Source organism: Streptomyces africanus (assembly GCF_030816955.1).
GTDB lineage: Bacteria > Actinomycetota > Actinomycetes > Streptomycetales > Streptomycetaceae > Streptomyces > Streptomyces africanus.
Genome location: NZ_JAUSYP010000001.1, coordinates 7,165,220 through 7,191,707, shown reverse-complemented (window position 1 = coordinate 7,191,707; position 26,488 = coordinate 7,165,220). Strand labels below are relative to the sequence as shown.

The following is a 26,488-nucleotide window of genomic DNA, read 5'->3' as shown; positions in this document are numbered from 1 at the left end:
AGCCCCTGCCTGCTGTCTGTCGTCCGGGCTCACGCGCCGGGTCCCGGGTCCGGCCGGACGGCTGACTTGATTCCGGCGCGGGCCGCTTCGAGCTGGGCGGCGAACGCGATGCCGAGGAAGAGCGCGACGGCGGTGAGGTTGGCCCACAGCAGCAGGGCGATGAAGGCGGTGAGCGGCCCGTACACGGCGCCGAAGGCACCGCTCTCCTCGACGTACAGCGCGAGCAGCCAGGTGGCCGACACCCACAGCAGCAGATGCACGGCCGAACCGAAGGCCAGCCAGGTGTAGCCGGGCTGGACGCGTCGGGGCGACCAGCGGAAGATCACGGCGGAGGCCACCCAGGCCAGTGCGAGCCCCACGGGGATGTCGAGCACCCCCCACCACCGTGACCCGCTGTCCTCCCAGCCGGCCGAGTCCGCCACGGCGTCGCCCACGGCCTCGCCGGCGACGAGTACGACGAACCCCAGCACCAGGGGCAGACCGGCGGCGAGCGCGAGAACGATCGCCCGCCCGTACTTGCGCGGGAAGGGACGGTCCCGCTCGATGCCGTAGATGCGGTTGGCGCCGCGCTCGATCTGGCCCATGGCCGAGGCGAGGTTCAGCAGCGCGAAACCCAGACCGAGCCACAGGGCGAGCGTGCTCCAGACATCGCCGTGCGCGGTGCGCCGCGTCCCTTCGAAAGCGTCCTCGACGATCTGCGCGCTGGCCCCCGGCACGATCCGGCCGAGCGTGAGCTCGATGACCCGGCCCACGCCCTCCGTGTGCACCGACGTGGCCAGCCCGACGAGCGCCACGGTGCACGGGACCAGCCCGAGCACGACCTGGAAGGCGAGGGCCCGCGCGTTGGTGAACCCGTCCGCGTACCGGAACCGTGCGAAGGAGTCGGCCAGCAGCCGCAGCCCTCCGTAGTGGCGCAGGGCGGTGAACGCCTCGTCTCCGGAGAGCTCGTCTCCGATCATGTCCCGGGTCTGCGGGACGTGGACGGCGGTACCCATGGCGTGGACGCTCCTTGTCGTAGGGCGGCTTCCTGTCGGAGGCTGCTCCCTGTCCGGTTGCCCTGTGAACCTCTCCCCTCCGGGGAGATCGCGATCACAGAAACGGGGAGGGCAAGGTCACAGCCTTGCCCACTGCTGCTCCTCTGTGTCCGTGTCCTAGCATCCGAGCATGACGGTCCTGCCTGACGACGGGCTCGAGCTGGCCGGCGACTTCCCTGATGTGCCCCATGAGCAGTGGCAGCGCCTTGTGGCGGGTGTGCTGCGCAAGTCGGGCAAGGAAGTGGAGGGCGCCGAGGCCGAGGAAGCCCTGTCCACCGCGCTGGAGGACGGGCTGCGCACCCGGCCTCTCTACACCGCGCACGACACCGCGCCCGAGCCGGGCCTGCCCGGCTTCGCTCCCTTCGTGCGGGGCGGCCGGGCCGAGGGGAACACGCTCGGCGGCTGGGACGTACGGCAGCGGCACACGGTGGCCGACAACGGCGCGGTGCTCGCCGACCTGGAGAACGGCGTCACCTCCCTGTGGCTGGCCGTGGGAGAAGGCGGCATCCCGGTGCCGGAGCTCGGCCGGGTCCTCGACGGTGTCTATCTCGACCTCGCGCCCGTCGTCCTCGACGCGGGGCGTGAACCGGGTCCCGCCGCGCGGGAGTTGCTGCGGCTGTACGAGGAGCGCGGTGTCGCCCCGGAGGCGGCGCGCGGCAATCTGGGTGCGGATCCGCTGGGGCAGGAGGCCCGCAGCGGGCAGCGGTGTGACGTCGCTCCGGCGGCGGAACTCGCCCGGCTGTGCGCCGAGGGATACGCGGGGCTGCGGGCGCTGACCGTGGACGCTCTGCCGTACCACGAGGCCGGCGGCTCGGCCGCCCAGGAGCTGGGCTGCTCGCTGGCCACGGGAGTGGCGTATCTGCGGGACCTCACCGAGGCCGGGCTGAGCGTCGAACAGGCCTGTGCGCAGCTGGAGTTCCGGTACGCGGCGACCGCCGACCAGTTCCTGACGATCGCCAAGCTGCGGGCCGCGCGCCGGCTGTGGGCGCGGGTGGCCGAGGTCTGCGGGGCGCCGCGCGCGGGGGCACAGCGCCAGCACGTCGTGACGTCCCCGGTGATGATGACGCGCCGCGACCCGTGGGTGAACATGCTGCGCACGACCATCGCCACGCTGGCCGCCGGGGCGGGCGGCGCCGACGCGGTCACCGTGCTGCCCTTCGACCACGCCCTCGGCCTGCCGGACGCGTTCGCCCGCCGTATCGCCCGCAACACCTCCACGATCCTGATCGAGGAGTCGCATCTGTCCCGGGTGATCGACCCGGCGGGCGGCTCCTGGTACGTGGAGCGGCTCACGGACGAACTCGCCCACGCGGGCTGGGAGTTCTTCCGTCGGATCGAGCGGCTCGGCGGCCAGGCGGCGGCCCTGCGGTCGGGGGACCTCGCACAGGACCTGGCCGACACCTGGCAGGCGCGCACCGCGAAGCTGGCCACGCGGCGCGAACCCGTCACGGGCGTCAGCGAGTTCCCGTATCTCGCGGAGAAGCCGGTCGTCCGCGAGAGCGCACCGAAGCCGCCGTCCGGCGGGCTGCCGCGCGTGCGCCGCGACGAGGCGTTCGAGACGCTGCGCGCCCGCTCCGACGCCCATCTCGCCGCGACCGGCTCCCGGCCCCGGATCTTCCTCGCCGCGATCGGCCCGGCCGCCGCCCACACCGCACGCCTCACCTTCGCGTCGAACCTCTTCCAGGCCGGCGGCATCGAGCCGGTCACCGAGGGCACCTTCGAGGACAGCGGCGCGACGGAGGCCGTGCTCTGCTCCAGCGACGCGCTGTACGAGGAGCAGGCCGAGGCCACCGCCGAGGCTCTGAAGGCCGCCGGCGCGCGGCATGTGTTCCTCGCGGGCCGTCCCCGGCAGTACGCCGGTGTCGACGCGTACGTCTTCGCGGGCTGCGACGCCGTGGCCGTGCTGTCCGCGACCCTCGACCGCATGGGAGTCTCCTGATGACCGCCCCCTTGGACCGTTCCGTCCCCGACTTCTCCGGGATCGAGCTGGGGACCCCGGCCTCCGGCGGCGGCCCCGACGAGTGGCGTACGGCGGTCAAGAACGCCTCCGGCGGTGACGACCTGCTGTGGGAGACCCCGGAGGGCATCGCCGTCAAGCCGCTCTACACCGGCCGTGACCTGGAGGGCCTGGACTTCCTGGACACGTATCCGGGCGCGGCGCCGTATCTGCGCGGCCCGTACCCGACGATGTACGTCAACCAGCCCTGGACGATCCGTCAGTACGCCGGTTTCTCCACGGCCGAGGAGTCCAACGCCTTCTACCGGCGCAACCTCGCGGCCGGGCAGAAGGGCCTGTCGGTCGCCTTCGACCTGCCCACGCACCGGGGTTACGACAGCGACCACCCGCGCGTGACCGGTGACGTCGGCATGGCGGGCGTGGCGATCGACTCGATCTACGACATGCGGCAGCTGTTCGACGGCATCCCGCTGGACAAGATGACCGTGTCGATGACGATGAACGGCGCCGTGCTGCCGGTGCTGGCGCTGTACATCGTGGCGGCGGAGGAGCAGGGCGTACCGCCTACGATGCTGGCGGGGACCATCCAGAACGACATCCTCAAGGAGTTCATGGTCCGCAACACCTACATCTATCCGCCGAAGCCGTCGATGCGGATCATCTCCGACATCTTCGCCTTCACCTCGCAGCGGATGCCGCGCTACAACTCCATCTCCATCTCCGGCTACCACATCCAGGAGGCGGGCGCGACGGCCGACCTGGAGCTGGCGTACACGCTCGCGGACGGCGTGGAGTACATCCGGGCGGGCCGTGAAGCCGGGCTGGACGTGGACGCGTTCGCGCCCCGGCTGTCGTTCTTCTGGGCGATCGGCATGAACTTCTTCATGGAGGTCGCCAAGCTGCGGGCGGCGCGCCTGCTGTGGGCGAAGCTGGTGAAGCAGTTCGACCCGAAGAACGCCAAGTCCCTGTCCCTGCGCACGCATTCGCAGACCTCGGGCTGGTCGCTCACCGCGCAGGACGTGTTCAACAACGTGACGCGCACCTGCGTCGAGGCGATGGCGGCCACGCAGGGGCACACGCAGTCGCTGCACACCAACGCCCTCGACGAGGCCCTGGCCCTGCCCACCGACTTCTCGGCGCGCATCGCCCGCAACACGCAGCTGCTGCTCCAGCAGGAGTCCGGCACGACCCGCGTGATCGACCCGTGGGGCGGCAGCGCCTACGTCGAGCGGCTGACGTACGACCTCGCCCGGCGGGCCTGGCAGCACATTCAGGAGGTCGAGGCCGCGGGCGGCATGGCCAAGGCCATCGACGCGGGCATCCCCAAGCTGCGCATCGAGGAGGCCGCGGCCCGCACCCAGGCCCGGATCGACTCGGGCCGGCAGCCGGTCATCGGCGTCAACAAGTACCGCGTGGACAGCGACGAGCAGATCGACGTGCTCAAGGTCGACAACTCCTCCGTGCGCGCCCAGCAGATCGAGAAGCTGCGGCGGCTGCGGGCGGAACGGGACGAGACGGCGTGCCAGGACGCGCTGGAGGCGCTGACCCGGGCCGCCGCCGGCGAGGGCAACCTGCTGGAGCTGGCGGTGCACGCGGCCCGCGCCAAGGCGACCGTCGGGGAGATCTCCGACGCCCTGGAGAAGGTGTACGGGCGGCACGCGAGCCAGATCCGTACGATCTCCGGCGTGTACCGCAACGAAGCAGGGGAGTCCCCGTCCGTGGACCGCACCCGAGCCCTGGTCTCCGACTTCGAGGAGGCCGAGGGCCGCCGCCCGCGCATCCTGGTCGCGAAGATGGGCCAGGACGGCCACGACCGCGGCCAGAAGGTGATCGCGACCGCCTTCGCCGACCTCGGCTTCGACGTGGACGTCGGCCCGCTGTTCCAGACCCCCGCCGAGGTGGCCCGGCAGGCCGTCGAGGCGGACGTGCACATCGTCGGTGTCTCGTCGCTGGCGGCCGGTCACCTCACCCTCGTCCCGGCGCTGCGCGAGCAGCTCGCCGAGGAGGGACGCGAGGACATCATGATCGTGGTCGGCGGGGTGATCCCGCCGCAGGACGTGCCGACGCTGCTGGAGATGGGCGCGGCGGCGGTCTTCCCGCCGGGGACGGTGATCCCGGACGCCGCGTACGACCTGGTGAAGCGACTGTCGGACGGACTCGGGCACGACCTGTGATCGACGTCGACGCGTATGTGAAGGGCGTACTCGACGGGAAGCGGGCGATCATCGCACGGGCCATCACGCTCGTCGAGTCGACCCGCCCCCAGCACCGGGCGCTGGCCCAGGAGTTGCTGACCGCGCTGCTGCCGCACAGCGGCAGGGCCCGGCGGATCGGGGTCAGCGGGGTGCCGGGCGTGGGCAAGTCGACGTTCATCGACGCGTTCGGCTCGATGCTGACGGGGCTCGGGCACCGGGTGGCGGTGCTCGCCGTCGACCCGTCCTCCAGCCGGACCGGCGGCTCGATCCTCGGCGACAAGACGCGCATGGAACGGCTGGCGGTGGACCCGGCGGCGTTCGTCCGCCCCTCCCCCACCGCGGGCACACTGGGCGGGGTCGCCAAGGCGACGCGTGAGTCGATCGTGGTGATGGAGGCGGCGGGCTACGACGTGGTCCTGGTGGAGACGGTCGGCGTCGGCCAGTCCGAGACCGCGGTCGCGAACATGGTCGACTCCTTCCTGCTGCTCACCCTCGCCCGCACGGGCGACCAGCTCCAGGGCATCAAGAAGGGCGTCCTGGAACTGGCCGACGTGATCGCCGTGAACAAGGCGGACGGGCCGCACGAGCGGGACGCCCGGGCCGCCGCGCGGGAGCTGGCCGGCGCGCTGCGGCTGATGCACGGCAAGGACGCGTTCTGGACCCCGCCCGTGCTCAGCTGCAGCGCGCGGGAGTCGAGCGGCCTGGACACGGTGTGGGAGCGCCTCGAACAGCACCGCACGCTGCTGGACTCGACCGGCCGCCTCACCGCCAAGCGCCGTGACCAGCAGGTCGACTGGACCTGGACCATGGTCCGCGACGAACTCCTCGGGCGCCTGCACGCCGACCCGGCGGTGCGGGCGCTGGCTCCGCTGTTGGAGCAGCGGGTCAGGGAGGGCGAGCTGACGCCGACGCTGGCGGCGGAGCGGATCCTGGGTGCGCTCGGCGGCTCCGAGGCAGTGGATTCCTGAACCGGAAGCCACCGGAACGGCGGATTCGCATACCCGGCTTGCATGACTATGCAAAGTGATACATACTCTTTCTATGTCCAAGGTCCTCACCTCCCTGCCCGCCGGCGAGCGCGTCGGCATCGCCTTCTCGGGCGGTCTCGACACCTCCGTCGCGGTCGCGTGGATGCGCGACAAGGGCGCCGTCCCGTGCACCTACACCGCCGACATCGGCCAGTACGACGAGCCCGACATCGCGTCGGTGCCCGGCCGTGCGAAGACCTACGGGGCCGAGATCGCGCGTCTGGTCGACTGCCGTGCCGCGCTGGTCGAGGAGGGCCTGGCCGCGCTGACCTGCGGGGCGTTCCACATCCGCTCGGGCGGGCGGGCGTACTTCAACACCACGCCGCTCGGCCGCGCCGTCACCGGCACGCTGCTGGTCCGGGCGATGCTCGAGGACAACGTCCAGATCTGGGGCGACGGCTCGACCTTCAAGGGCAACGACATCGAGCGGTTCTACCGCTACGGCCTGCTCGCCAACCCGCACCTGCGGATCTACAAGCCCTGGCTGGACGCGGCGTTCGTGACGGAGCTCGGCGGCCGCAAGGAGATGTCGGAGTGGCTGGTCGCCCACGGGCTGCCCTACCGCGACAGCACGGAGAAGGCGTACTCCACCGACGCCAACATCTGGGGCGCCACGCACGAGGCCAAGACCCTGGAGCACCTGGACACCGGCGTCGAGACCGTCGAGCCGATCATGGGCGTGAAGTTCTGGGACCCCGAGGTCGAGATCGCCACCGAGGACGTGACGATCGGCTTCGAGCAGGGCCGTCCCGTGACGATCAACGGCAAGGAGTTCTCCTCCCCCGTCGACCTGGTCATGGAGGCCAACGCCATCGGCGGCCGGCACGGCCTCGGCATGTCGGACCAGATCGAGAACCGGATCATCGAGGCCAAGAGCCGCGGCATCTACGAGGCCCCGGGCATGGCCCTGCTACACGCCGCGTACGAGCGGCTGGTCAACGCGATCCACAACGAGGACACCCTCGCCCAGTACCACACCGAGGGACGGCGGCTCGGCCGGCTGATGTACGAGGGCCGCTGGCTGGACCCGCAGGCGCTGATGATCCGCGAGTCGCTCCAGCGCTGGGTGGGCGCCGCCGTCACCGGCGAGGTGACGCTGCGGCTGCGGCGCGGTGAGGACTACTCGATCCTCGACACGACCGGCCCGGCCTTCAGCTACCACCCGGACAAGCTGTCGATGGAGCGCACCGAGGACTCCGCGTTCGGCCCGGTGGACCGGATCGGCCAGCTCACCATGCGCAACCTGGACATCGCCGACTCCCGCGCCAAGCTGGAGCAGTACGCCGGCATCGGTCTGATCGGCACCGGCAGCCCGACCATCGGCGCCTCCCAGGCGGCCGCGACCGGGCTGATCGCCAGCATGCCGGAGCTGCCGCAGGGCGGCGCCGAGGCCATCGCCTCCCGCGGCGAGGTCTCCGACGAGGACGCGTGGCTGGACCGCGCCGCGATGGACTCCGGCACGGACTGATCGGCTCGGGTGCCCCGCGAGACGGGGCCTCGAAGACAAGGCAGGCCCGGCACCCACAGTGCCGGGCCTGCCCTTTGTCCGCCCTCCAGGGCTGGTACGGACCGGCCGCCCTTCAGCGCGTGGTCCCGGCCATCTCCTTCACCGGCGTGTCGAGGGCGTCGAGGCTGCGCAGGATGTCCTCCACGCGCTGCTTGGCGTCGCCGAAGAGCATCTGGCTGTTCTCCCGGAAGAACAGCGGGTTCTGCACACCCGCGTACCCGGCGGCCATCGACCGCTTGAAGACGACCACGTTGGCCGCCTCCCACACGTGCAGCACCGGCATGCCGGCGATGGGGCTGGCCGGGTTGTCGGTGGCGGCCGGGTTGACCGTGTCGTTGGCGCCGATGACCAGGACGACCGAGGTGGCGGCGAAGTCGTCGTTGATCTCGTCCATTTCCAGGACGATGTCGTACGGCACGTTCGCCTCGGCGAGCAGCACGTTCATGTGCCCGGGCAGCCGGCCGGCGACGGGGTGGATGCCGAAGCGCACCTCGACGCCCCGCTCGCGCAGCTTGCGCGCCAGCTCGGCGACCGGGTACTGGGCCTGGGCGACCGCCATGCCGTAGCCCGGCGTGATGATCACCGAGGAGGCGTCGCGCAGGAGCTCCGCGGTCTCCTCCGCGCTGATCTCCCGGTGCTCCCCCTGCTCCCCGTCGTCGGCCGCTGCCGCCGGGGTGCCGAAGCCGCCCGCGATCACCGAGATGAAGGAGCGGTTCATCGCCTTGCACATGATGTACGACAGATAGGCACCGGAGGAGCCGACCAGCGCGCCGGTGACGATCAGCAGGTTGTTGGCGAGCAGGAAGCCCGAGGCGGCGGCGGCCCAGCCGGAGTAGCTGTTGAGCATGGAGACGACCACCGGCATGTCCCCGCCGCCGATGGAGGCGACCAGGTGCGCGCCCAGGGCGAGGGCGATGACGGTGACCGCGATGAGGAGACCCAGGTTCGGGCGTGCCACGAACGCGACGGTGAGCCCGACGAAGGCGACCAGGGCCCCGATGTTCAGGACGTGCTTGCCGGGCAGCGTCAGCGGGCGGGAGTCGATGCGTGCCGAGAGCTTCAGGTACGCGACGACGGAACCCGTGAAGGTGACGGCGCCGATGAACACCCCGATGAACACCTCGGCGTGGTGGATGCCGAGCAGCGACCCGCTGAGCTCGGCGTCGACGTCGAGGTAGCCGTTCCAGCCGACGAACGCGGCGGCGAGGCCGACGAGGCTGTGCATGATGGCGATCAGCTCGGGCATGCCGGTCATCTCGACCACCCGGGCCCGCCACAGTCCGATGCCCGCGCCGATGGCGGTGGCGAGGGCGATCAGCACGAGACCGGTGGCGGTGATGTCCTTCGACGCGAGGCCGACGGTGGCGGCCAGCGCGACGACCATGCCGGCGATGCCCCAGACGACTCCCGAACGGGAGGTCCGGTGCTGCGAGAGCCCGGCGAGGCTGAGGATGAACAGCAGCGCGGCGACGACGTAGGCGGCTTCTGAGGCCGTGACTGTGGTCATCCGTGATCAGCCCTTCGAGAACATGCCGAGCATGCGGCGGGTGACGGCGAATCCGCCGAAGATGTTGATGCTCGCCAGCAGGATCGCGGCGAACGACAGCACGGTGACGGCGGTGTCCCCGTGCCCGATCTGGAGCAGCGCGCCGACCACGACGATCCCGGAGATGGCGTTGGTGACCGACATCAGCGGGGTGTGCAGCGCGTGGTGCACGTTGCCGATGACGTAGAAGCCGATGACGATCGCCAGCACGAACACCGTGAAGTGGCCGATGAGTTCGCTCGGCGAGAAGGCCGTCACCAGGAACAGTGCGAGCGCCCCGGCGCCGACGAGGGCGTACGAGGACCACGCGGGGCGTGCGGGCTTCGCCTGCGGCGTGGCGGGCGCGGCCGGTTCCGGGCCGGCGGCGGGGACGGGCGCGGGTGCGGCGGACACCTGGACCGGGGGCGGCGGCCAGGTCTTCTCGCCGTCGCGGACCACGGTCATCGACCGCTGCACCACGTCGTCGAAGTCCAGGACGAGCCGGCCGTCCTTGCCCGGGGTGAGCAGCTTCATCAGGTTGACGACGTTGGTGCCGTACAGCTGGGAAGCCTGGGCGGGGAGCCTGCCGGGCAGGTCGGTGTAGCCGATGATCGTCACGTCGTTGTCGGTGACGACGGCCTTGCCGGCGACCGTGCCCTCGACGTTGCCGCCCTGGGCCGCGGCCATGTCGACGATCACGCTGCCGGGCTTCATCCGTGCGACGTCCTCGGCGGTGACCAGCCTCGGCGCCGGGCGGCCCGGGATGAGCGCGGTGGTGATGATGATGTCGACGTCGGCGGCCTGCTCCGCGTACAGCTGCGCGGCGAGCCGGTCGTAGTCCTCCGAGGTGGCCCTCGCGTAGCCGTCGGTGCTCACCTCCTGCTCGACGCCCACCGTCAGGAACTCCCCGCCCAGCGAGCGGACCTGCTCGGCGACCTCGGGCCGGGGGTCGGTGGCGCGGACCACGGCGCCGAGGCTGCGGGCCGCGCCGATCGCGGCGAGTCCGGCCACCCCCGCGCCGGCCACCAGCACCTTGGCGGGCGGCACCTTGCCGGCGGCGGTCACCTGGCCGGTGAAGAACCGGCCGAAGGCGTGCGCGGCCTCGACCACGGCCCGGTATCCGGCGATGTTCGCCATCGAGCTGAGCACGTCCAGGGACTGGGCGCGCGAGATGCGCGGCACGGCGTCCATGGCGAGCACGGTGACCGGGCGCCGCGCCAGTTCGTCGACCAGTTCCGGGTGCAGCGCGGGACCGATGAGGGCGATCAGCGTCGCCCCGTCCCGCAGCCGGCCGATCTCCTCGCTGGAGGGGCCGTTCACCTTGAGCACGATCTCCGCCTGCCACGGGTCGCCGAGCCTGGCGCCGGCCTCCTCGTAGGCCGCGTCGGAGAAGCGGGACGAGGCTCCCGCCCCCGGTTCGACCACCACCTCGTAGCCGAGCGCGGCAAGTCTTCCCACGGTGGCCGGCGTCGCCGCCACCCTGGTCTCGCCCGCAGTGGACTCGGCGGGTATGCCGATCCGCTGGGGTTCCGGTTCCGCTGGGGCCATCGTCTGCCTCTCCGTCGTCGGGGGTGTCTGTCCTCCTTGGTGCCCGCATCCTGCACGTTCGACGCCGTGTCCGCGGCGGGCCGTGGTCACATGGCCGACGAGGTCGTCCTCACACCGCCGAGGGGTTGCCGGGAGACGCTTTCGGGGGTATCAGGTCGGTCGTGCGCCGCTGGATCTCCTCCGGGGTCAGCTCCTCGATCGTCTGGGAGATCATCCAGAGATGGCCGAACGGATCGGCGAGACGGCCGCCGCGCTGCCCGTAGTGCTGGTCGGCGACGGGGTACACCACGCTCGCCCCGCCGTGCAGCATGGCCTCGGCCACGGCGTCCGCGTCGGACACGTCCAGGGCCATGATCACCGGGCTGCCGCCGAGCGAGCCGGGCGCCGGGTCGTTCTCGTCGGCGTCCTTGACCGCGATCACCGCGTCGCCCAGCCGCAGCATGGCGTGGACGATCTTCCCCTCGGGGCCGGTGTACCGCTCGATCTCCTCGGCGCCGAGCGCGGTCCGGTAGAAGTCGATCGCCCGGGGACCGTCGGAGACCACGAGCCGGGCGTAGAGCCGGGTGAAGGCCGGTTTGTCGGTTGCGTTCGTCATGTCTCCACGATCGCCGGTCCGGGGCGGCCGTGGATTGTAGAAAACGGCCGGCCGGGCAGGACCCCTCATCCGCCGAGCGGAACGTGGTTGCGCTGCCGGGGCGAGCGCGGCGCGTACGCGGTCGGGGTGATCCCGGCGAGCGCGCGGAACTCGTGGATCAGATGCGCCTGGTCGTGATAGCCGCACTCCGCGGCCAGGAGCGCCCACTCCGGCTCCCCCGGCCCGGCGTTCACACGGCCCAGCAGCCGCTGGAAGCGCCGCACCCGCGCATACCGTTTCGGCGGGAGCCCCAGCTGTTCGGCGCACCTGCGGGCCAGCCGCCGGGAGGTCCAGCCGAGCCGGTCGGCGACCTCGCCCACGGGCGTTCCGCGGTCCAGCAGCGCCGCGGCGAGACGGACCGCCGGGTCGGGCTCCAGGGGACCTCCCGCCCGCCGCAGCAGGACCGTCTCCAGCTCCCGCAGACTCGCCTGCGGGCCACCGGCGGCCATGGCCTCCAGCAGCCGCTCGCGCAGCACCGCACCGTCCGTGCCCCACAGCTCGTCGAGCCCGACTAGCCGATCGCGGACGGCGCTGACCGGGGCGGTGAGGAACGGATACGCCCCCGCAGGACGGAAAGCCACCCATACGACGGCACGCTGCTGCGCCGGGTCGATGACCGCCGGCTCCGTGTACGGCCCCTGGAGAGCCGCTCCCCGGGTCCGCCGGTCCGACGAGCCCAGGGTGTCCCCGTCGAGGTTCACCAGCAGCTGTGCCCCGCCCGTCGGCAGGGACAGCTCGGCGGAGTGCGCGTACCGGCCCTCGGCATGGCCGAGCGCACCGATCAGCGGCCGGAGCGCCGGCGCCGACGGCCGGACCGTGAGCGAGACGGGGATCTCCTCCGCCGTGCGAGCCATGGGCCCAGCCTAGGATCCCCGCTGCACCGTCAGCCACACCGCCTGGTCGGGTCCCAGCCGGCCGTCCTCAAGCGGGCCGCTGGTCAGGAGGAGTCGGGAGTGTGCGGGCAGCTCGTAGGGCTCGGCGGAGAGGTTGACCAGGCATGCGAAGCCCGGCTCGCGGCTGAAGGACAGCACCCCCTCGGGGGCGTCCAGCCAGGTGATCGTGCCGTCGCCGAGGGCGGGGTGTTCGCGGCGGATGCGCAGGGCGGTGCGGTAGAGCTCCAGCATGGAGTCCGGGTCGCCGGTCTGGGCCTCGACGCTCAGTCCGGCCCAGTCGGCGGGTTGGGGCAGCCAGGGCTCGGCGGTGGTGCCGTCGGGGCTGAAGCCGTAGGGGGCCGTCCGGCCCGACCAGGGGATCGGGACGCGGCAGCCGTCACGGCCGCGGTCGGTGTGGCCCGAGCGTTCCCAGATCGGGTCCTGGAGGGCGGATTCGGGCAGGTCCTCGACCTCGGGGAGGCCGAGTTCCTCGCCCTGGTAGACGTAGGCGCCGCCGGGCAGGGCGAGCATCAGCAGGGCCGCGGCCCGGGCGCGACGGGTGCCCAGGTCGAGATCCAGGGCGCTGTCGGGTTCGAACCGCGCGTTGACGATCCAGTTCTGCACGGCGGTACGGCCGTAGCGGCTGGGGTGGCGCATGACGTCGTGGTTGGACAGGACCCAGGTGGCAGGGGCGCCGACCGCGCCGAGCATGGCGAGGGAGTCGTCGATGACGCCGCGCAGGTCCTTGGCGTCCCAACGGCACATGAGGAAGTCGAAGTTGAAGGCGGTGTGGAGGCCGTCCCGGCGGACGTAGGCCGCCAGTCGTTCCGGTGTGTCGGCCCAGGCCTCGGCGACGAAGGAGCGGTCGCCGGGGAACTCGTCGGCGACCTTGCGCCAGGCCCGGTATATCTCGTGCACCTCGTCGCGGTCCCAGTGCGGATGGTCGACGTGCCGGCGGACCGGCCCGTGCGCCTCGTCCCGGCTCGGCGGCAGGTCGGGCAGTTCCGGGTGTTTGATCAGGCCGTGGGCGACGTCGATGCGGAAGCCGTCGACGCCCCGGCTGAACCAGAACCGCAGGACCGACTCGAACTCGGCCCGCACCTCGGGGTGTTGCCAGTTGAGGTCGGGTTGCTGGGGTGCGAACAGGTGCAGGTACCAGTCGCCGTCGGGCAGCCGGGTCCAGGCCGGGCCGCCGAAGCAGGAGACCCAGTCGTTCGGGGGCTGGGTGCCGGCGGGTCCGCGGCCGGGGCGGAAGACGTAGCGCTCGCGTTCGGCACTGCCGGGGCCGGCCGTCAACGCGGCCTGGAACCAGGCGTGCTGGTCGGAGGTGTGGTTGGGCACGATGTCGGGGATGACGCGGATCCCGTGCTGGTGCGCTTCGGTGATGAGTAGTTCGGCGTCGGCGAGGGTGCCGAAGCGGGGGTCGATGGCGCGGAAGTCGGCGACGTCGTAACCGTGGTCGGCCATCGGGGACTTGTACCAGGGGTTGATCCAGATGGCGTCCACGCCGAGGGACTTCAGATACGGCAGCCGGGAGCGGATACCGGCGATGTCGCCGACGCCGTCGCCGTTCCCGTCGGCGAAACTGCGGACGTAGACCTGGTAGATGACGGCACTGCGCCACCAGGGTGCGGTGAAGGACACAAGGCTCCTTGTGGAAGACGGGGGTTACTTCGCGGCGCCGGCCGTGAGCCCGGCGACGATACGGCGCTGGAACAGCAGCACCATCACGACCAGGGGAATGGTCACCACGACGCCCGCGGCCATCTGACTGCCGAACGGCGTCTGGTACGTCGTCGCTCCCGAGAACTTGGAGATGGCGACCGTTGCGGTCTGCATGCTCGGCTTGTTGGTCATCGACAGGGCGATGAGGAACTCGTTCCAGGCGGCGATGAAGGTGATGATCGCGGTGGTGAAGATGCCCGGTGCGGCGAGGGGGACGATGACCTTGCGGAAGGCCTGGCCGCGGGTGCAGCCGTCGACCATGGCGGCGTGTTCCAGCTCGTCGGGCATCTGCCGGAAGAACGTGGTGAGGTTCCACACCGCCAGCGGCAGCGTGAAGGACATGCTGGGCACGATCATGGACTGGTAGGTGTTGATCCAGCCGATGTCGGTGAACAGCTTCAGCAGCGGCACGACGATCGACACCACCGGGAACATGGAGGTGGCGATGATCAGCGTGAGGATCAGCCGCTTGAAACGGAACTCCAGCCGGGCCATCGCGTAGGCGGTGAACGTGGCGAGGAGGAGCGACAACGCGGTCGTGATGCCGGCGACGACCAGGCTGTTGAGCAGGGCCCTGGTGAAGCCCTGGCCCGGGCTGAACACCGACCGGTAGTTCTCGAACGACACTCGCGAGGGGAACAGCGAGGTGCTGAAGATGTCGCCGGTGCCGCGGAGGCTGGAGACCAGCATCCAGTAGAACGGGGCCAGACAGTAGGCCACCACCACGGCGATGCCCAGATAGGGCAGCCACTGCCGCCACTTGGCCGTGAGGGTCATGCCGTCACCTCCCCTATGCGGCGGCGAGGCGTCCTGACCGCGCGGCCCTTGAGCTTCTTCGTCCCGCCGGCGCCCCCGATCAGGTCGGCGCCGAGCAACCGGACGAAGGCGAGCGCGATCAGGAAGACGTAGAGGAAGAGGAGGACCGCGTAGGCGGAGGCCGGTCCGAAGCGGACGTTGGACGCCTCGTTCTGCGCGAGCATCGACAGCGTCTCCACGGAGCCCTTCTGGGCGCCGATGAGGATGTAGGGCAGGTCGAACATCCGCAGCGCGTCCAGGCAGCGGAACAGCACCGCCACCAGCAGCGCGGGCTTCACCAAGGGCAGGGTGATGCGCCAGAACTGCTGGAGGGCGCTCGCCCCGTCGAGCCGGGCCGCCTCGTAGACCTCCTTCGGGATCACCTGGAGCCCGGCCAGGACGAGCAGCCCGATGAAGGGAGCGGTCTTCCACACGTCGGCGATGACGACCGCGATCTTGGCGGAGAAGCCGTCGGCGGTCCACAGGACCTGACGGCCGAGGAGGACGTTGGCGATCCCGTCGGCGTTGAAGATCCACTTCCAGAGCAGTCCGGAGATGGCCGTGGGGATCGCCCAGGGGACGAGGATGCCGGCCCGCACCACGGCCCGGCCCTTGAAGGCCCGGTGCATGATCAGCGCCATGGCGACGCCGATCACGGTCTCCAGCGACACCGTGACGACGGTGAAGAAGGTGGTGTTCCAGAAGGCGTTCCAGAAGCGGTCGCCGGCCTGGGTGAAGATGTCGGTGTAGTTCTTCAGCCCTACGAACGGCTCGGTGTCGCTGATGAACCCGGTCTTCGGGTCCAGGCCCTTAGGCCCGTACAGGGACTCGTCGAGTGCCATGAGGGTCGGGTAGAGCACGACGACCGTCAGCACCAGCAGCGTCGGGGAGACCAGGAGCGCGGCCAGGCGGCCGGTGCCCGCGGTGGCCCGGGGCCTCACTGTGCCGTCAGCTTCTGGAGGTCCCCCTGGAGGTCCTTCAGCGCCTGTGCGCTGCTCTTCTTCCCGGTGAGCGCCGCGTAGACCTCGTTCTGGACCGCGGCGGTCACGTCCCCGTACTGCACGACGCGCGGGCGCGGCACGGCCTTGGTGATCGACTGCTTCAGGTCGGGCAGGTACGGATACTGCTTGTCCAGGGACGCGTTGTCGTAGAGGTCGGCGTAGGGCGGGGCGAGGGAGGCGTTCTTGAGGAAGTAGGTCGCGCTCTCCTCGCCGGTGAAGAACTTCATGAAGTCCAGTGCCGTGGCCTTGTTCTTGGCGAAGGACGACAGGGCCAGGTTCGAGCCGCCGAGGCTGGAGGCGCCGGGGCCGTTCAGGCCGGGCAGGGGGGCGACGGCGAACTTGCCCTTGACGGCGCTCTTCTGGGCCAGGGAGTACACGTAGGGCCAGTTGTTCAGGAAGATCAGTTTGCCCGCCTGGAACGCCTGGCGGCCGTCCTCCTCCTGGTAGGTGATGGCCTCCTTGGGGATGGTCTTGTCCTTGAAGGACTTGACGAGGAAGTCCAGGCCCTTCTTGGCCTGCGGGGTGTCGACGTCGGGCTTTCCGCCGGCATCGACGATCTTGCCGCCGGCGGAGTTCACGGCCTCGGCGAAGTTCACCGTGAGGCCCTCGTACTTCTGGAACTGCCCGGCGTAACAGGACATGTTCTTGGCTTCGGGGAGCTTCTCCACCTTGGCGCAGTCGGCGGTCATCTGGGCCCACGTGGTGGGGGGCCGGTTGACGCCGGCCTTCTTCAGCAGGTCGGTGCGGTAGAACAGCAGGCCGCCGTTGGAGCTGGCGGGGACGGCGTAGAGCCTGCCGCGGTACTGGCCGGTCTGCACGACCGGCTGGAGCATCTTGCCGAGCGGGAACTGGTTCGCGGGCAGCGGCTCGATCCACTGGTGGGCGGCGAACTCCGACGTCCACACGACGTCGGTGGCGAGCACCGTGTAGGCGTCGGACTTCGTCTCCGCGTTCTGGATCATCTGCTGGCGCTGCGAGTCGGCGTCCGTCGGCAGCTGGATGAAGGTGACCTTCTCCTTGGGATGTGCCTTGTTCCAGCGGTCGATGATCGTCTGGACGGTGCCGGTGGTGTCCTTGCCCGCGACGTACGTGATGGGGCCGCGGCCCTTGAACGACGCCGCCGCGGCCTGCGTGGACTGCCCGGAGCCGCTGCCGCCGGACGAGCCGCAGGCGGTGAGAAGGAGTCCGGCGGCGGCGAGCGCTGCGGAACACTGAATCGCTCTGGCGGTGCTGGTCTTCACTGTCTCTCCTGGTCGTGATGGACCGAAGTCGTGTCTCTTCCCCCGGAATGGCTTTGGTCATGGGATTGCGTTGCCACGGCATACCGCCGATAAAAATCGCAGCTCACAGCGGATAAGAGGCGTCCCTCCGGGGCGACTTCGACCCTGTCGAGACAACGTTTGCACGCTAGGAGTGCCGGGTCGGGAAGTCAATGCGCAGTGGCGTGGTAAGAAGGCAAGAATCAGGTGAGACAGCGCTGTCACCAAGTGCCGTGCGACGCTGGGTTCCTGTGCTAGCGTCCGGCGCATGCCACCAGGTCAGCGGCACCCCACGATGGCCGACGTCGCCGAACGGGCCGGGGTCTCCACCTCCACGGTCTCGCGCACCCTGCGCGGCCTGTCCAGCGTCTCGCCCGAGGTCCGCGCCCGCGTCGAACAGGCCGCCCGGGAGCTGAACTTCGCGGTCTCGCGCCATGCCGCCAGCCTGGTGACCGGCAGGACGCGCACCATCGCGGTGCTGGTGCCCACGCTCGGCTCGTGGTTCGTGGGCGCGGCCCTGTCGGGCCTCGCCCTCGTCCTGCGGGCGGCCGGCATGGAACTGACGGTCTATGTGATCCCCGGCATGGCCGAGCGCACGGCGTTCTTCGAGCATCTCCCCGCGCGGCGCAACGCGGACGCGCTGCTGGTGTTCTCCTTCGACCTCACCCAGGAGGAGACCGCCCGGCTGGACGGCCTCGGCATGCCGGTCGTGTACGTCAGCCAGCACGTCGACGGACGCCCCAGCGTCTACGTCGACGACGTCGCCGGCGCCCTGCGCGGCACCCGGCATCTGCTCAACCTCGGCCACCGCCGGATCGCCCACGTACGGACGGTGGGCACGGGCGGCTTCTCCTTCAGTTCGCAGGAGCGGCTGGTCGGTTACCGGCAGGCGCTGGCCGAGGCGGGCCTGCCCCTGGACGACGAACTGGTGGTCGCCACCCCGGCGGGCGACAAACGGGGCGCCGCCGAGGCGGTCGGCAGGCTGCTGGGGCTGCGGGAGCCGCCCACCGCGGTCTTCGCCGAGCAGGACGAGGTGGCCGTCGCCGTGATCTGGACGCTGCGCGCGACACGCGTCGAGGTGCCCGGGCAGGTGTCCGTGGTCGGCTTCGACGACCAGCCGGTGGCCCGGTGGTTCGATCTGACGACCGTGGCCCAGTCGCCCTCGGCCATCGGCCGGGAGGCCGGCGCGCTCGCGCTGTCACTCGTCAACGACCCCGGCGGCGACCGCGAACGGCACGTCGTGCTGCCCACCCAGGTGATCCCCCGGACGACCACCGCCCCGCCTCCCGCGCCTCGGAGGGCGCATGAGGGGATGCCCCAACTGCCGTTGGGGTGACGGAAATCGCCGTGCGGCGCCGGACGCCCCGGACCTGGACTCGGCCGAGGACGAGGGCAGTTGGGTGGGCACCGGACAGAACACCGCCGGTGCATCGGGGCCTGGCTGACGCCCCGTGCAGCGAGGTGCACCGGATGCTGGACGTGCTGTCACCGGCCTCCGTCGAGCGGGTGCTCGGCGGCCCCACCGGGGACGCGGTCACCGACCTCGGCCTACACGTCCTGACGGCCACGGCCCGCTTCTCCGGCTGACCGGCCGGCCGGGCGGGGCGGCGGGCAGGACGCCGGGGCCGGCCCGCGCCCGCAGGGGCCGCAGACGCCGCTGAGTTCGAGGGTGTGCTCCAGTTCCGTGTAGCCCGTGGTCTCGGCGAGCCGGGTGGCCCACTCCTCGACGGCCTCGGCGTCCACGGGCCGACTGCGGCCGCAGCGGCGGCAGATGAGGTAGTGGCGGTGCTCGCCGGCCGGCCGCCCCAGATAGAGCCGCTCGCCGCCCTCGTCGCGTACGACGTCCACCGACCCGGCTCGGTCCAGTTCGCGCAGGGTGCGGTAGACGGTGGTGAGCCCCACGGTGCTGCCGGAGGCGGCCAGCAGCGCGTGCAGTTCCTGCGCGGAGACGAACTCGTGGCAGCGGCCGAGGGTGTCGAGCACGGCCCGGCGCTGCCACGTACTGCGCAGCCCCGGCGTGTGGAGGCGTTCCACGGCCGGGCTCTCCTCCGCTTCGCCCATCACTGGACTCCTTGCTCGGCCGGCGCGTTCGCGTTCGTCGGCACACCATGCTAGATGAATGTGGTTTTCACTTCGACGACTGACCCGGCCCGCCGCGTGTCACGGCTGCGCGAACCGTTGACGGGGGTAAGAGCCCCACTTATCTTCTGATCGAATTCACGAACTGCGTTCGAAATAACGGACGCAGTGGCCCTTTTTGGAGAACTCCCTTGAGACGCACAGCCGTCCGGCTGCTCCTGGCCGTCCTCGTCGCCCTCGCGACCTGCCTCGCAGGCCCGCCCGCGCACGCCGCCGTGCCCGACTCCCCCGCCGTGACGTACACCAACCCGATAGCCGAGAAGCGGGCCGACCCGCACATCTTCAAACACACCGACGGTTACTACTACTTCACCGCGACCGTCCCCGAGTACGACCGCATCGTGCTGCGCCGGGCGACCACCCTCCAGGGGCTGAGGTCGGCCCCCGAGACGACCATCTGGACCAAGCACGCCAGTGGTGTGATGGGGGCCCACATCTGGGCGCCGGAGATCCACTTCATCGACGGCAAGTGGTACGTGTACTTCGCGGCGGGCGCCACGGACGACGTGTGGGCGATCCGGATGTACGTCCTGGAGGGCACGGGCGCCAACCCGCTCACCGCCGCCTGGACCGAGAAGGGGCAGATCAGGACCCAGTGGGAGAGCTTCTCCCTGGACGCCACGACCTTCGTCGTGAACGGCGTGCGCTACCTGGCCTGGGCGCAGCGCGACCCGTCCGTGAACAACAACACCGACATCTACCTCGCCAGGATGGCCAACCCCTGGACGATCACCGGCACTCCGGTGATGCTGTCGCGGCCCACCTACTCCTGGGAGACCGTCGGCTACAAGGTCAACGAGGGCCCGGCGGTCATCCAGCGCGGCGGCAAGGTGTTCATGACGTACTCGGCCAGCGCCACCGACAGCAACTACTGCCTGGGCATGCTCACCGCCTCCGCGAGCGCCAACCTGCTCAGCCAGGCGTCCTGGAGCAAGAGCCCCACCCCGGTGTTCGCCGGCAGCGCCGCGACCAGCCAGTACGGCCCGGGCCACAACTCCTTCACCGTCTCCGAGGACGGAAAGAGCGACATCCTCGTCTACCACGACCGCAGCTACAAGGACATCAGCGGCGACCCGCTGAACGACCCCAACCGCCGCACCCGCGTGCAAAAGGTCTACTGGAACGCCGACGGCACCCCGAACTTCGGCATCCCCGTGGCCGACGGGGTCACGCCGCAGCGCTTCTCCTCGTACAACGTCCCGGACCGGTTCGTCCGCCACTACGACTACCGGGCCCGGATCGAGGCGAACGTCGCCAAGCTCGCCGACTCCCAGTTCCGCGTCGTGCCCGGACTGGCCGGCAGTGGCACCGTCTCGCTGGAGTCGGCGAACTTCCCCGGTTACTACCTGCGGCACAAGAACTTCGAGGTGTGGCTGGAGAAGAACGACGGCAGCGCGCAGTTCGCGTCCGACGCCGCCTTCCACCGGCGCGCCGGACTGGCCGATCCCGCGGGCGTCTCGTACGAGTCGTACAACTACCCGGGGCGATACGTCCGCCACTGGGAGTACCTGCTGAACGTGCAGGCGGTGAGCACGGCGACCGACCGGGCGGACGCCACCTTCTACAGCCAGTGACCAAGGAGCGGTTGCCTGTAATGCCCTGATTGTCTTCCCGGTGGGCGGGCACTCAGGGCGTGTGCACACTCAAGACGGCATGCGACCGCGCAGGGTTCTGCTGACCGGGTGGTTCAGCTTCCGGGACGGGGAGGCGACCGCCGGGGACGTACTGGCCCTGCGCCGGGTGGAAGACGTACTGCTGGGCACGGGCATCCCCTACGACGTCGCCTGGAGCCCCGGTTTCCGTCCGGAGGCCCTGCATCTGGACCGGCTGTGGCCGGAGGACTACTCCCACCTGGTGTTCGTGTGCGGCCCGCTGCACGGGCCGCAGATCGAGGAGCTGCACCGGCGGTTCGCGCACTGTGTGCGGATCGCCGTCGGCACCTCGGTGATCGACCCCGCCAGCGCGGCCGTGACCGGCTTCCACCGGGTGCTGCCCCGGGACGGGCCGGACAGCGAGCCGGTGGAGGACCTCGCGGCACGCGCCCCGGACGCGCCGGCCCGCCCGGTCGTCGGGGTGATCCTCACGCACGGGCAGCAGGAGTACGGGGAGCTGCGGCGGCACACGCAGGTCGCCGAGGAGGTGACGCGCTGGCTGGCCGGGAAGGACTGCGGCCGGCTGGAGCTGGAGACGCGGCTCGACACGCACGACTGGCATCTCAGTGCCACACCCGCGCAGCTCCAGTCCGTGCTGGCCCGGCTGGATCTCGTCGTCACCGACCGGCTGCACGGGCTGGTCATCGCGCTGCGGGTCGGCACCCCGGTGCTGGCCGTCGACCCGGTCGAGGGCGGCGCGAAGATGACCGCGCAGGCCCGGGCCTGCGGCTGGCCCGCGCTGGTGCCCGCCGAGCGGCTGGACGTGCGGCAGTTGGACCGCTGGTGGGACTGGTGCCTGACCGGCGGCCGGGTCGCCGCGCGGCAGATCCGGGACGGGTTCCGCGAGGGCACCGTGCCGGACAGCGCGGACCGGCTCGTCGAGGCGCTGGCGCGGCCGGTCCCCGGTTAGTTCCCGGGTTTCACGGGGCACCCGCTTGTACATCCGCCGCTGTACGTCCCCCCGTCGCACGTCCCCCGCCTGTACGTCCCCGTGGTACGTCCCCCCGGGAGGAGAGACGGTCCGGCCGCCCGGAAGGAGAAAGCGCGTGTCCATCGGCCGACTTCCCGAGAACGAGCAGCGCATCCTCGACGAGATGGAACGCGCGCTGCGCCGCGACCGCCGTCTCGACCGCCGGCTGCGCACCCTGCGACTGAGCCGCCGCCCCGACCCCGCCCGGCTGCTTGCCCGCCTCGGCTCCTACCGCCCCCGTGTCTGGACCGTGGCGGTGCTGCTCGCGGTGTCGGCCGGGCTGATGGTGGCCGGGATGGTCACCTCCGAGCCGGGGGTGATCTGGGCGTTCGCCGTCATCTGGCCGCCGACGCTGTTCGCCCTGTTCCGGCTGATGTGCCGGTGGTGCGGGGGCTGAGTGTCCGCCGCTGATCCGCGGGCTGAACCCGCATCCCTCGTGGGGGTGCGGGTTCAGCCCGTGTAGCGGCGGGCCTTCGAGGCGCGCTGGGCCGGTTCCAGCAGGCGCAGGCGGGACTCGACCTCGTGGGGCAGGACGCGGCGTTCGCGCAGCACCCACGGCAGGGCGGCGGCGGCCTCGGCGAAGGCGCGCAGGGACGCGGTGTCGCGCGGCACCGTGCGGGCCAGGTCCACGGTCCGGCGCAGGGCGGGGCCGGCCGGGCGGCGCAGCCAGGTGAACCACAGGGTGTTGCGGATGCCGTGGGACCGGCGCAGGGTGGCGTCCCGGGCCACGGACGGGTGGTGGTGCACCACCAGGTGGTCGGCGTACGTCAGCCACCATCCGTCGGCCGCCAGGTCCGCGGCGAGCAGCTCCTCCTCGCCGCCCAGCCACAGGCGCGGATGGAACCCTCCCGCCGTCCGGAAGGCGTCGGTGCGCAGCACGGTCGCGGCGGCCAGGAACGAGCCGAGGGCCGGTCCGGGCAGCCAATCGGGCCCGGGGACGGGCGAGTGGCGCAGTTCCTCGACGATCGGGTCGTCGGTGCCGTCCGGTTCGACGACGATCCGGGCCGTGACCGAGCCGAGCGCCGGATACCGGTCGAGCAGGTCGGCGGCCCCCGTCAGCGATCCCGGTGCCCACCAGGAGTCGTCGTCGCAGAAGGCGACGTAGGGCGTACGGACCTGCCGGATCGCCAGGTTGCGGCCCACGGCACCGAGGTTGCGGCCGGGCAGCAGCAGCCGGACCCAGGGGTGACGGCGGGCGACGGCGTCGGCGGTGCCGTCCGTGGAGCCGTTGTCGGTGACGATCACCGGTGGCTTCTCCGGCAGTTCGGCGAGCCGGTCGAGCGTGCGCAGCAGCTCCCGGCGCCGGTTGTGGGTGATGACGACGACGGTGGTACGGGGGTCGGTCATGCGGCGGCTCCCTCCAGCAGGCGCGCGGCCCGCTCCACGTGCGGCGGCAGCGGCCTGCGGGCGCGCAGGGCGGCGGGCAGCCGGGCGAGCGTGCCGCGCAGGGCTTGCCGGGCGTGGTCGTCGTGCCGGGCCTCGGCGGCGAGGGCCCGGGTGCGGGCGAGTGCGTAGGGCACGGGGCGGCGCAGCCAGGCGGTGAGGAGTTCGTTGCGGCGCTGGACGACCGGCCGGCCCGTGCGGGGCGAGGGCGCGGGGTGGTGGTGGGCGAGGATGTCCGGGCAGTGGGTGACGCCCCAGCCGCGGGCCGCCATGTCGTAGGCGAGCAGGGTCTCCTCACCGCCGAAGAACAGCAGCCGGTGGAAGCCGCCCGCGTCGAGATAGGCGCTGCGGCGGACGACGGAGGCGCAGGCGAGGAAGCCCAGGACCTGGGTGCCGGGCAGGTCGGCGGCCCGCCCGAGGGGCGAGGCGGCGAGCACGTCGTTGAGCGGGTCGGGGTCCGCGGCGGGGCCGACGAGGGTGCGGGCGGCGATGAGCCCGAGCCGCGGGTGCCGCTCGAACAGGCGGGCCGCCCTGCTCAGGGCGCCGGGCGCCCACCAGGAGTCGTCGTCGCTGAACGCCACGTAGGGCGTGCCCAGGGCACGGGCGCCGTAGTTGCGCGCCAGGGCGCCGTGGTTGAACGGCAGCGCCAGGACGCCGACCTGGGGGAAGTCGCGGGCGAGCATGGTCCGCGTGTCGTCGGTGGAGGCGTTGTCTGCGACGAGGATCCGGGGTCGTTCGGGCAGGGCGACGAGATGGCGCAGGGCCTCGGCGAGGGCGGCGCAGCGGTTGCGGGTGGCGATGACGATGCCGACGGGTGTGGCGTCCGGACGCGGGCTGGTCATCGTGCGGTGCCCCCTCACAGGTGTCGGATGCCGGGCAGGTCGTCGACGGCGCGCAGGACGTCGTCGGGGGTGATGCGCAGCAGCGCGGGGTCGGGGCGGCGGCCGTGCGGGTCGCCCTCCGGGCCGTACCACAGCGCGCGGTGGCGCGGGCCGGGCGGCGGGCCCCAGCGGCTCGGTGCGACGGGGCCGAAGAGGGTGACGGAGCGCGTGGCGTGGGCGACCGCGAGGTGGGCGATGCCGGTGTCGCCGCTGATCACGGCGTACGCGTCGGCGACGAGGGCGGACAGCCGGCCGAACGGGAGGCCGCCGCCGAACACGTCGGTGTCGGGCAGGCCGGCCTGCTTGGCGAGCCGGGCCACGAGGTCGCCCTCGTCCGCGCCGCCGGTCACCACGACCCTCAGGCCCCGGGCGCGCAGCCCGTCCGCGACGGCCGCGTACCGCTCGACGGGCCAGCAGCGGGCGGGTGACCCGGCGCCGGGATGCAGCACGACCGCGCCGGGTGCCGGAGAGACGGTGCCCGGGCGGGGCAGGCGCACGTCGGCCGGGTCGGCGTCGATCCCGTACGACTGGAGCAGCCGGCACCAGCGGTCGCGTTCGTGTTCCTCCGCGTACCAGGGCGGGCCGTCGATCTCGGGCGTGTCGGGGTGGGCGAAGGCGAGCAGCTTCAGCGGGCGCAGCCCCATGAGGAGCCGGTGGCTGGGCGGCCCGTTGCCGTGCAGGTCGACGGCGACGTCCGGCGGCGGACCGCTCCAGTCGAGGGTGTGCGGCACGCCCCGGCCCGGCGCGGAGGCGGGCAGCAGCCGGTCCACGGCCCCGGTCGCCTCGGCGACCGGACCCAGCTCGGCGGGCGCGGCCAGGACGAGCTCGTGCCCGGGGTGGGCGCGCCGCAGGGCGCGCAGCGCGGGGACCCCGGCGAGGAGGTCGCCGAGGCCCAGGGCGCGCAGGACGAGGAGGCGGGGTGACGTCGGTTCGGGTGCCGTGTCCGGTGTCATGCCAGCAGCCTGCCGCGTGCCCTCCGGGCGCGCCCCCGCAGCCCCGCTCATCGGGTGCCGGCCCGTCATCGTGCTCCTTCCGCCGCCCGTTCCATGAGGGCCGTCGAGGAGCGGCCGTCGAGGTAGGGCAGGAGGACGGCCTGACCGCCCCACTTCTGGAGGAGGGCGGCTTCCGGCAGGTCGGCGGCCGCGTAGTCGCCGCCCTTGACCCAGACGTCGGGGCGCAGGTCGGCCAGGAGGCGTTCGGGGGTGTCCTCGTCGAAGACGGCGACCGCGTCGACGCAGGCCAGCGCGCGCAGGACCCGGACCCGGTCGGCGAGCGGGTTGACCGGGCGGCCACCGCCCTTGCGGCGCCGCACCGAGTCGTCCGAGTTGACGCACACCACCAGGCAGTCGCCGAGCCGCCGGGCGGCCTGCAGCAGGCCGACGTGGCCGGCGTGCAGCAGGTCGAAGCAGCCCCCGGCGGCGACGACCGTGCCGTGCGCGGCGCGGACCCGGGCGGCCAGGGCGTACGGATCGTCGTCGTCGGGCGGCGGCGCCGGCCGGGCGTCCGCGCTCGGCACGGCGGCGGCTCCGCCCGCCGCGACGAAGCCGGTCGCGGCGGCGACGGCGCCCTCGACGGCCTCGGCGACCAGGACACCGTCGGCGAGCAGCCCGGCGGCGGTGGCGGCGAACCGGTCCCCGGCCCCGCAGCTGTCGCCGGGGTGCGCGGCGGGCGCGGGGACGAGCAGCGGGTTCTCCCCGTAGGACAGCAGGGCGCCGCGGGCGCCGAGCGTGACCGCGACGGCGGCGGCCCGCCAGTGCCGTACGAGGGCGGCGGCGCTGTGGGCGGCGGCGTGCAGGTCCCGGCGCGCGGTCCCGTCCTGCGGGGCGAGGGCGTGGGCCTCCTTCTCCGCGGGCGTCACCAGCCGGGTTCCGGGCACGGGGGCGCCGCCGCGCGGGTGTGGGTCCCAGACCAGCGGCGGGCGGGCGGCGAGGACGTCGCGGAGGGTGTCGGCGGTGCCGCGGCCGTAGTCGGAGACCAGGACGGCGGACGCGGAGCGGACGGCTTCGCGGGCCGCGTCCGTGGCCTCGCGGGTGCGGCCCGCGCCGCGGTCCAGCCGGACCACCGGGCGGTCCTGCGCGAGGACGCGGGTCTTCTCGGACAGCGGGCCGGTCAGGGGCAGCGGCACGAGGGTGAGCCAGGGTTCCAGGAGGCGGCGCAGCGCGCGGCTGGCCGGGTCGTCGCCCACTCCCGCCACCAGCGTGACATCGCGGCCGTCGCGGGCCGCGAGGTAGGCGGCGAGTGCCGCGCCACCGGGCCGGGTCCGCTCCCCGCAGTCGTCGACGACCGGCACGGGCGCGTCGGGCGCGAGCCGTTCGGCGCGCCCGGTCACGTCCCGGTCCAGCAGCGCGTCACCGACGACGACGAGGGGTGCCTTGCCGTTCAT

At 72.1% G+C, this 26,488-nt stretch carries 22 protein-coding genes; 8 read left to right on the top strand and 14 right to left on the bottom strand.

What is annotated here, in order from left to right; translation table 11 throughout:
- Nucleotides 1-29: 29 nt before the first annotated feature.
- A complete protein-coding gene (locus QF034_RS33055) occupies nt 30-995 on the bottom strand; it encodes a YihY/virulence factor BrkB family protein (protein WP_307178361.1) in 966 nt (321 codons plus the stop codon).
- A 169-nt stretch (nt 996-1,164) separates the two neighbouring features.
- Here QF034_RS33055 and QF034_RS33050 point away from each other — a divergent pair, with 169 nt between their 5' ends.
- From QF034_RS33050 to argG, 4 genes are all read left to right on the top strand, one after another.
- Complete coding sequence (locus tag QF034_RS33050) at nt 1,165-2,973, top strand: methylmalonyl-CoA mutase family protein (protein WP_307178360.1); 1,809 nt, start codon at nt 1,165-1,167, stop codon at nt 2,971-2,973.
- Nucleotides 2,973-5,165: a methylmalonyl-CoA mutase gene (gene scpA, locus QF034_RS33045; protein WP_307178359.1), complete on the top strand. Its 2,193-nt coding sequence runs from the start codon at nt 2,973-2,975 to the stop codon at nt 5,163-5,165. Before QF034_RS33050 ends, scpA begins: the two co-directional genes overlap by 1 nt.
- Nucleotides 5,162-6,154 carry a methylmalonyl Co-A mutase-associated GTPase MeaB gene (meaB, locus tag QF034_RS33040; protein ID WP_307178358.1) on the top strand — a complete coding sequence of 331 codons (993 nt, stop codon included), beginning with the start codon at nt 5,162-5,164 and terminating at the stop codon, nt 6,152-6,154. Before scpA ends, meaB begins: the two co-directional genes overlap by 4 nt.
- Nucleotides 6,155-6,227: 73 nt before the next feature.
- Nucleotides 6,228-7,682, top strand: a complete 1,455-nt coding sequence (argG, locus tag QF034_RS33035) for an argininosuccinate synthase (protein WP_307178357.1) — start codon at nt 6,228-6,230, stop codon at nt 7,680-7,682.
- A gap of 112 nt (nt 7,683-7,794) precedes the next feature.
- On the opposite strand, the gene pntB is transcribed toward argG, so the two are convergent.
- The 8 genes from pntB to QF034_RS32995 form a co-directional block, all read right to left on the bottom strand.
- The gene (gene pntB / locus QF034_RS33030) at nt 7,795-9,228 is read right to left on the bottom strand and encodes a Re/Si-specific NAD(P)(+) transhydrogenase subunit beta (RefSeq protein WP_307178356.1); all 1,434 of its coding nucleotides are present in this window, start codon (nt 9,226-9,228) and stop codon (nt 7,795-7,797) included.
- A 6-nt stretch (nt 9,229-9,234) separates the two neighbouring features.
- The gene (locus QF034_RS33025; protein WP_307178355.1) at nt 9,235-10,794 is read right to left on the bottom strand and encodes a Re/Si-specific NAD(P)(+) transhydrogenase subunit alpha; all 1,560 of its coding nucleotides are present in this window, start codon (nt 10,792-10,794) and stop codon (nt 9,235-9,237) included.
- Nucleotides 10,795-10,903: 109 nt separating this feature from the next.
- A complete protein-coding gene (locus QF034_RS33020) occupies nt 10,904-11,389 on the bottom strand; it encodes a VOC family protein (RefSeq protein WP_307178354.1) in 486 nt (161 codons plus the stop codon).
- A 65-nt stretch (nt 11,390-11,454) separates the two neighbouring features.
- Complete coding sequence (locus QF034_RS33015) at nt 11,455-12,282, bottom strand: AraC family transcriptional regulator (protein ID WP_307178353.1); 828 nt, start codon at nt 12,280-12,282, stop codon at nt 11,455-11,457.
- Nucleotides 12,283-12,291: 9 nt separating this feature from the next.
- Nucleotides 12,292-13,944, bottom strand: coding sequence for a glycoside hydrolase family 13 protein (locus tag QF034_RS33010; RefSeq protein WP_307178352.1), 1,653 nt, complete (start codon nt 13,942-13,944; stop codon nt 12,292-12,294).
- 24 nt (nt 13,945-13,968) lie between these two features.
- Nucleotides 13,969-14,802 carry a carbohydrate ABC transporter permease gene (locus QF034_RS33005; protein WP_307178351.1) on the bottom strand — a complete coding sequence of 278 codons (834 nt, stop codon included), beginning with the start codon at nt 14,800-14,802 and terminating at the stop codon, nt 13,969-13,971.
- Nucleotides 14,799-15,761 (bottom strand): carbohydrate ABC transporter permease, encoded by a 963-nt coding sequence (locus QF034_RS33000; protein ID WP_307178350.1) that lies wholly within the window; start codon nt 15,759-15,761, stop codon nt 14,799-14,801. Before QF034_RS33000 ends, QF034_RS33005 begins: the two co-directional genes overlap by 4 nt.
- The gene (locus QF034_RS32995; protein ID WP_307178349.1) at nt 15,758-17,062 is read right to left on the bottom strand and encodes an ABC transporter substrate-binding protein; all 1,305 of its coding nucleotides are present in this window, start codon (nt 17,060-17,062) and stop codon (nt 15,758-15,760) included. Before QF034_RS32995 ends, QF034_RS33000 begins: the two co-directional genes overlap by 4 nt.
- 286 nt (nt 17,063-17,348) lie before the next feature.
- Between QF034_RS32995 and QF034_RS32990 the strand changes: the two genes are divergently transcribed.
- Complete coding sequence (locus tag QF034_RS32990) at nt 17,349-18,416, top strand: LacI family DNA-binding transcriptional regulator (RefSeq protein ID WP_370880900.1); 1,068 nt, start codon at nt 17,349-17,351, stop codon at nt 18,414-18,416.
- Nucleotides 18,417-18,628: 212 nt separating this feature from the next.
- Here the strand turns inward: QF034_RS32990 and QF034_RS32985 are convergent, their stop codons facing one another.
- A complete protein-coding gene (locus QF034_RS32985; RefSeq protein ID WP_307178348.1) occupies nt 18,629-19,141 on the bottom strand; it encodes a Fur family transcriptional regulator in 513 nt (170 codons plus the stop codon).
- Between the two features lie 209 nt (nt 19,142-19,350).
- Here QF034_RS32985 and QF034_RS32980 point away from each other — a divergent pair, with 209 nt between their 5' ends.
- From QF034_RS32980 to QF034_RS32970, 3 genes are all read left to right on the top strand, one after another.
- Nucleotides 19,351-20,793, top strand: a complete 1,443-nt coding sequence (locus QF034_RS32980) for a family 43 glycosylhydrolase (protein WP_307178347.1) — start codon at nt 19,351-19,353, stop codon at nt 20,791-20,793.
- Nucleotides 20,794-20,872: 79 nt separating this feature from the next.
- Nucleotides 20,873-21,781, top strand: coding sequence for a polysaccharide pyruvyl transferase family protein (locus QF034_RS32975; RefSeq protein WP_307178346.1), 909 nt, complete (start codon nt 20,873-20,875; stop codon nt 21,779-21,781).
- A 136-nt stretch (nt 21,782-21,917) separates the two neighbouring features.
- The gene (locus tag QF034_RS32970; protein ID WP_307178345.1) at nt 21,918-22,238 is read left to right on the top strand and encodes a DUF3040 domain-containing protein; all 321 of its coding nucleotides are present in this window, start codon (nt 21,918-21,920) and stop codon (nt 22,236-22,238) included.
- A 53-nt stretch (nt 22,239-22,291) separates the two neighbouring features.
- On the opposite strand, the gene QF034_RS32965 is transcribed toward QF034_RS32970, so the two are convergent.
- The 4 genes from QF034_RS32965 to rfaE2 form a co-directional block, all read right to left on the bottom strand.
- The gene (locus QF034_RS32965) at nt 22,292-23,188 is read right to left on the bottom strand and encodes a glycosyltransferase family 2 protein (protein WP_307178344.1); all 897 of its coding nucleotides are present in this window, start codon (nt 23,186-23,188) and stop codon (nt 22,292-22,294) included.
- Complete coding sequence (locus QF034_RS32960) at nt 23,185-24,066, bottom strand: glycosyltransferase family 2 protein (protein ID WP_307178343.1); 882 nt, start codon at nt 24,064-24,066, stop codon at nt 23,185-23,187. The genes QF034_RS32965 and QF034_RS32960 overlap by 4 nt, the downstream gene beginning before the upstream one ends.
- Before the next feature lie 14 nt (nt 24,067-24,080).
- The gene (locus QF034_RS32955) at nt 24,081-25,058 is read right to left on the bottom strand and encodes a glycosyltransferase family 9 protein (protein WP_307178342.1); all 978 of its coding nucleotides are present in this window, start codon (nt 25,056-25,058) and stop codon (nt 24,081-24,083) included.
- 65 nt (nt 25,059-25,123) lie between these two features.
- Nucleotides 25,124-26,488, bottom strand: a complete 1,365-nt coding sequence (gene rfaE2, locus QF034_RS32950; RefSeq protein ID WP_307178341.1) for a D-glycero-beta-D-manno-heptose 1-phosphate adenylyltransferase — start codon at nt 26,486-26,488, stop codon at nt 25,124-25,126.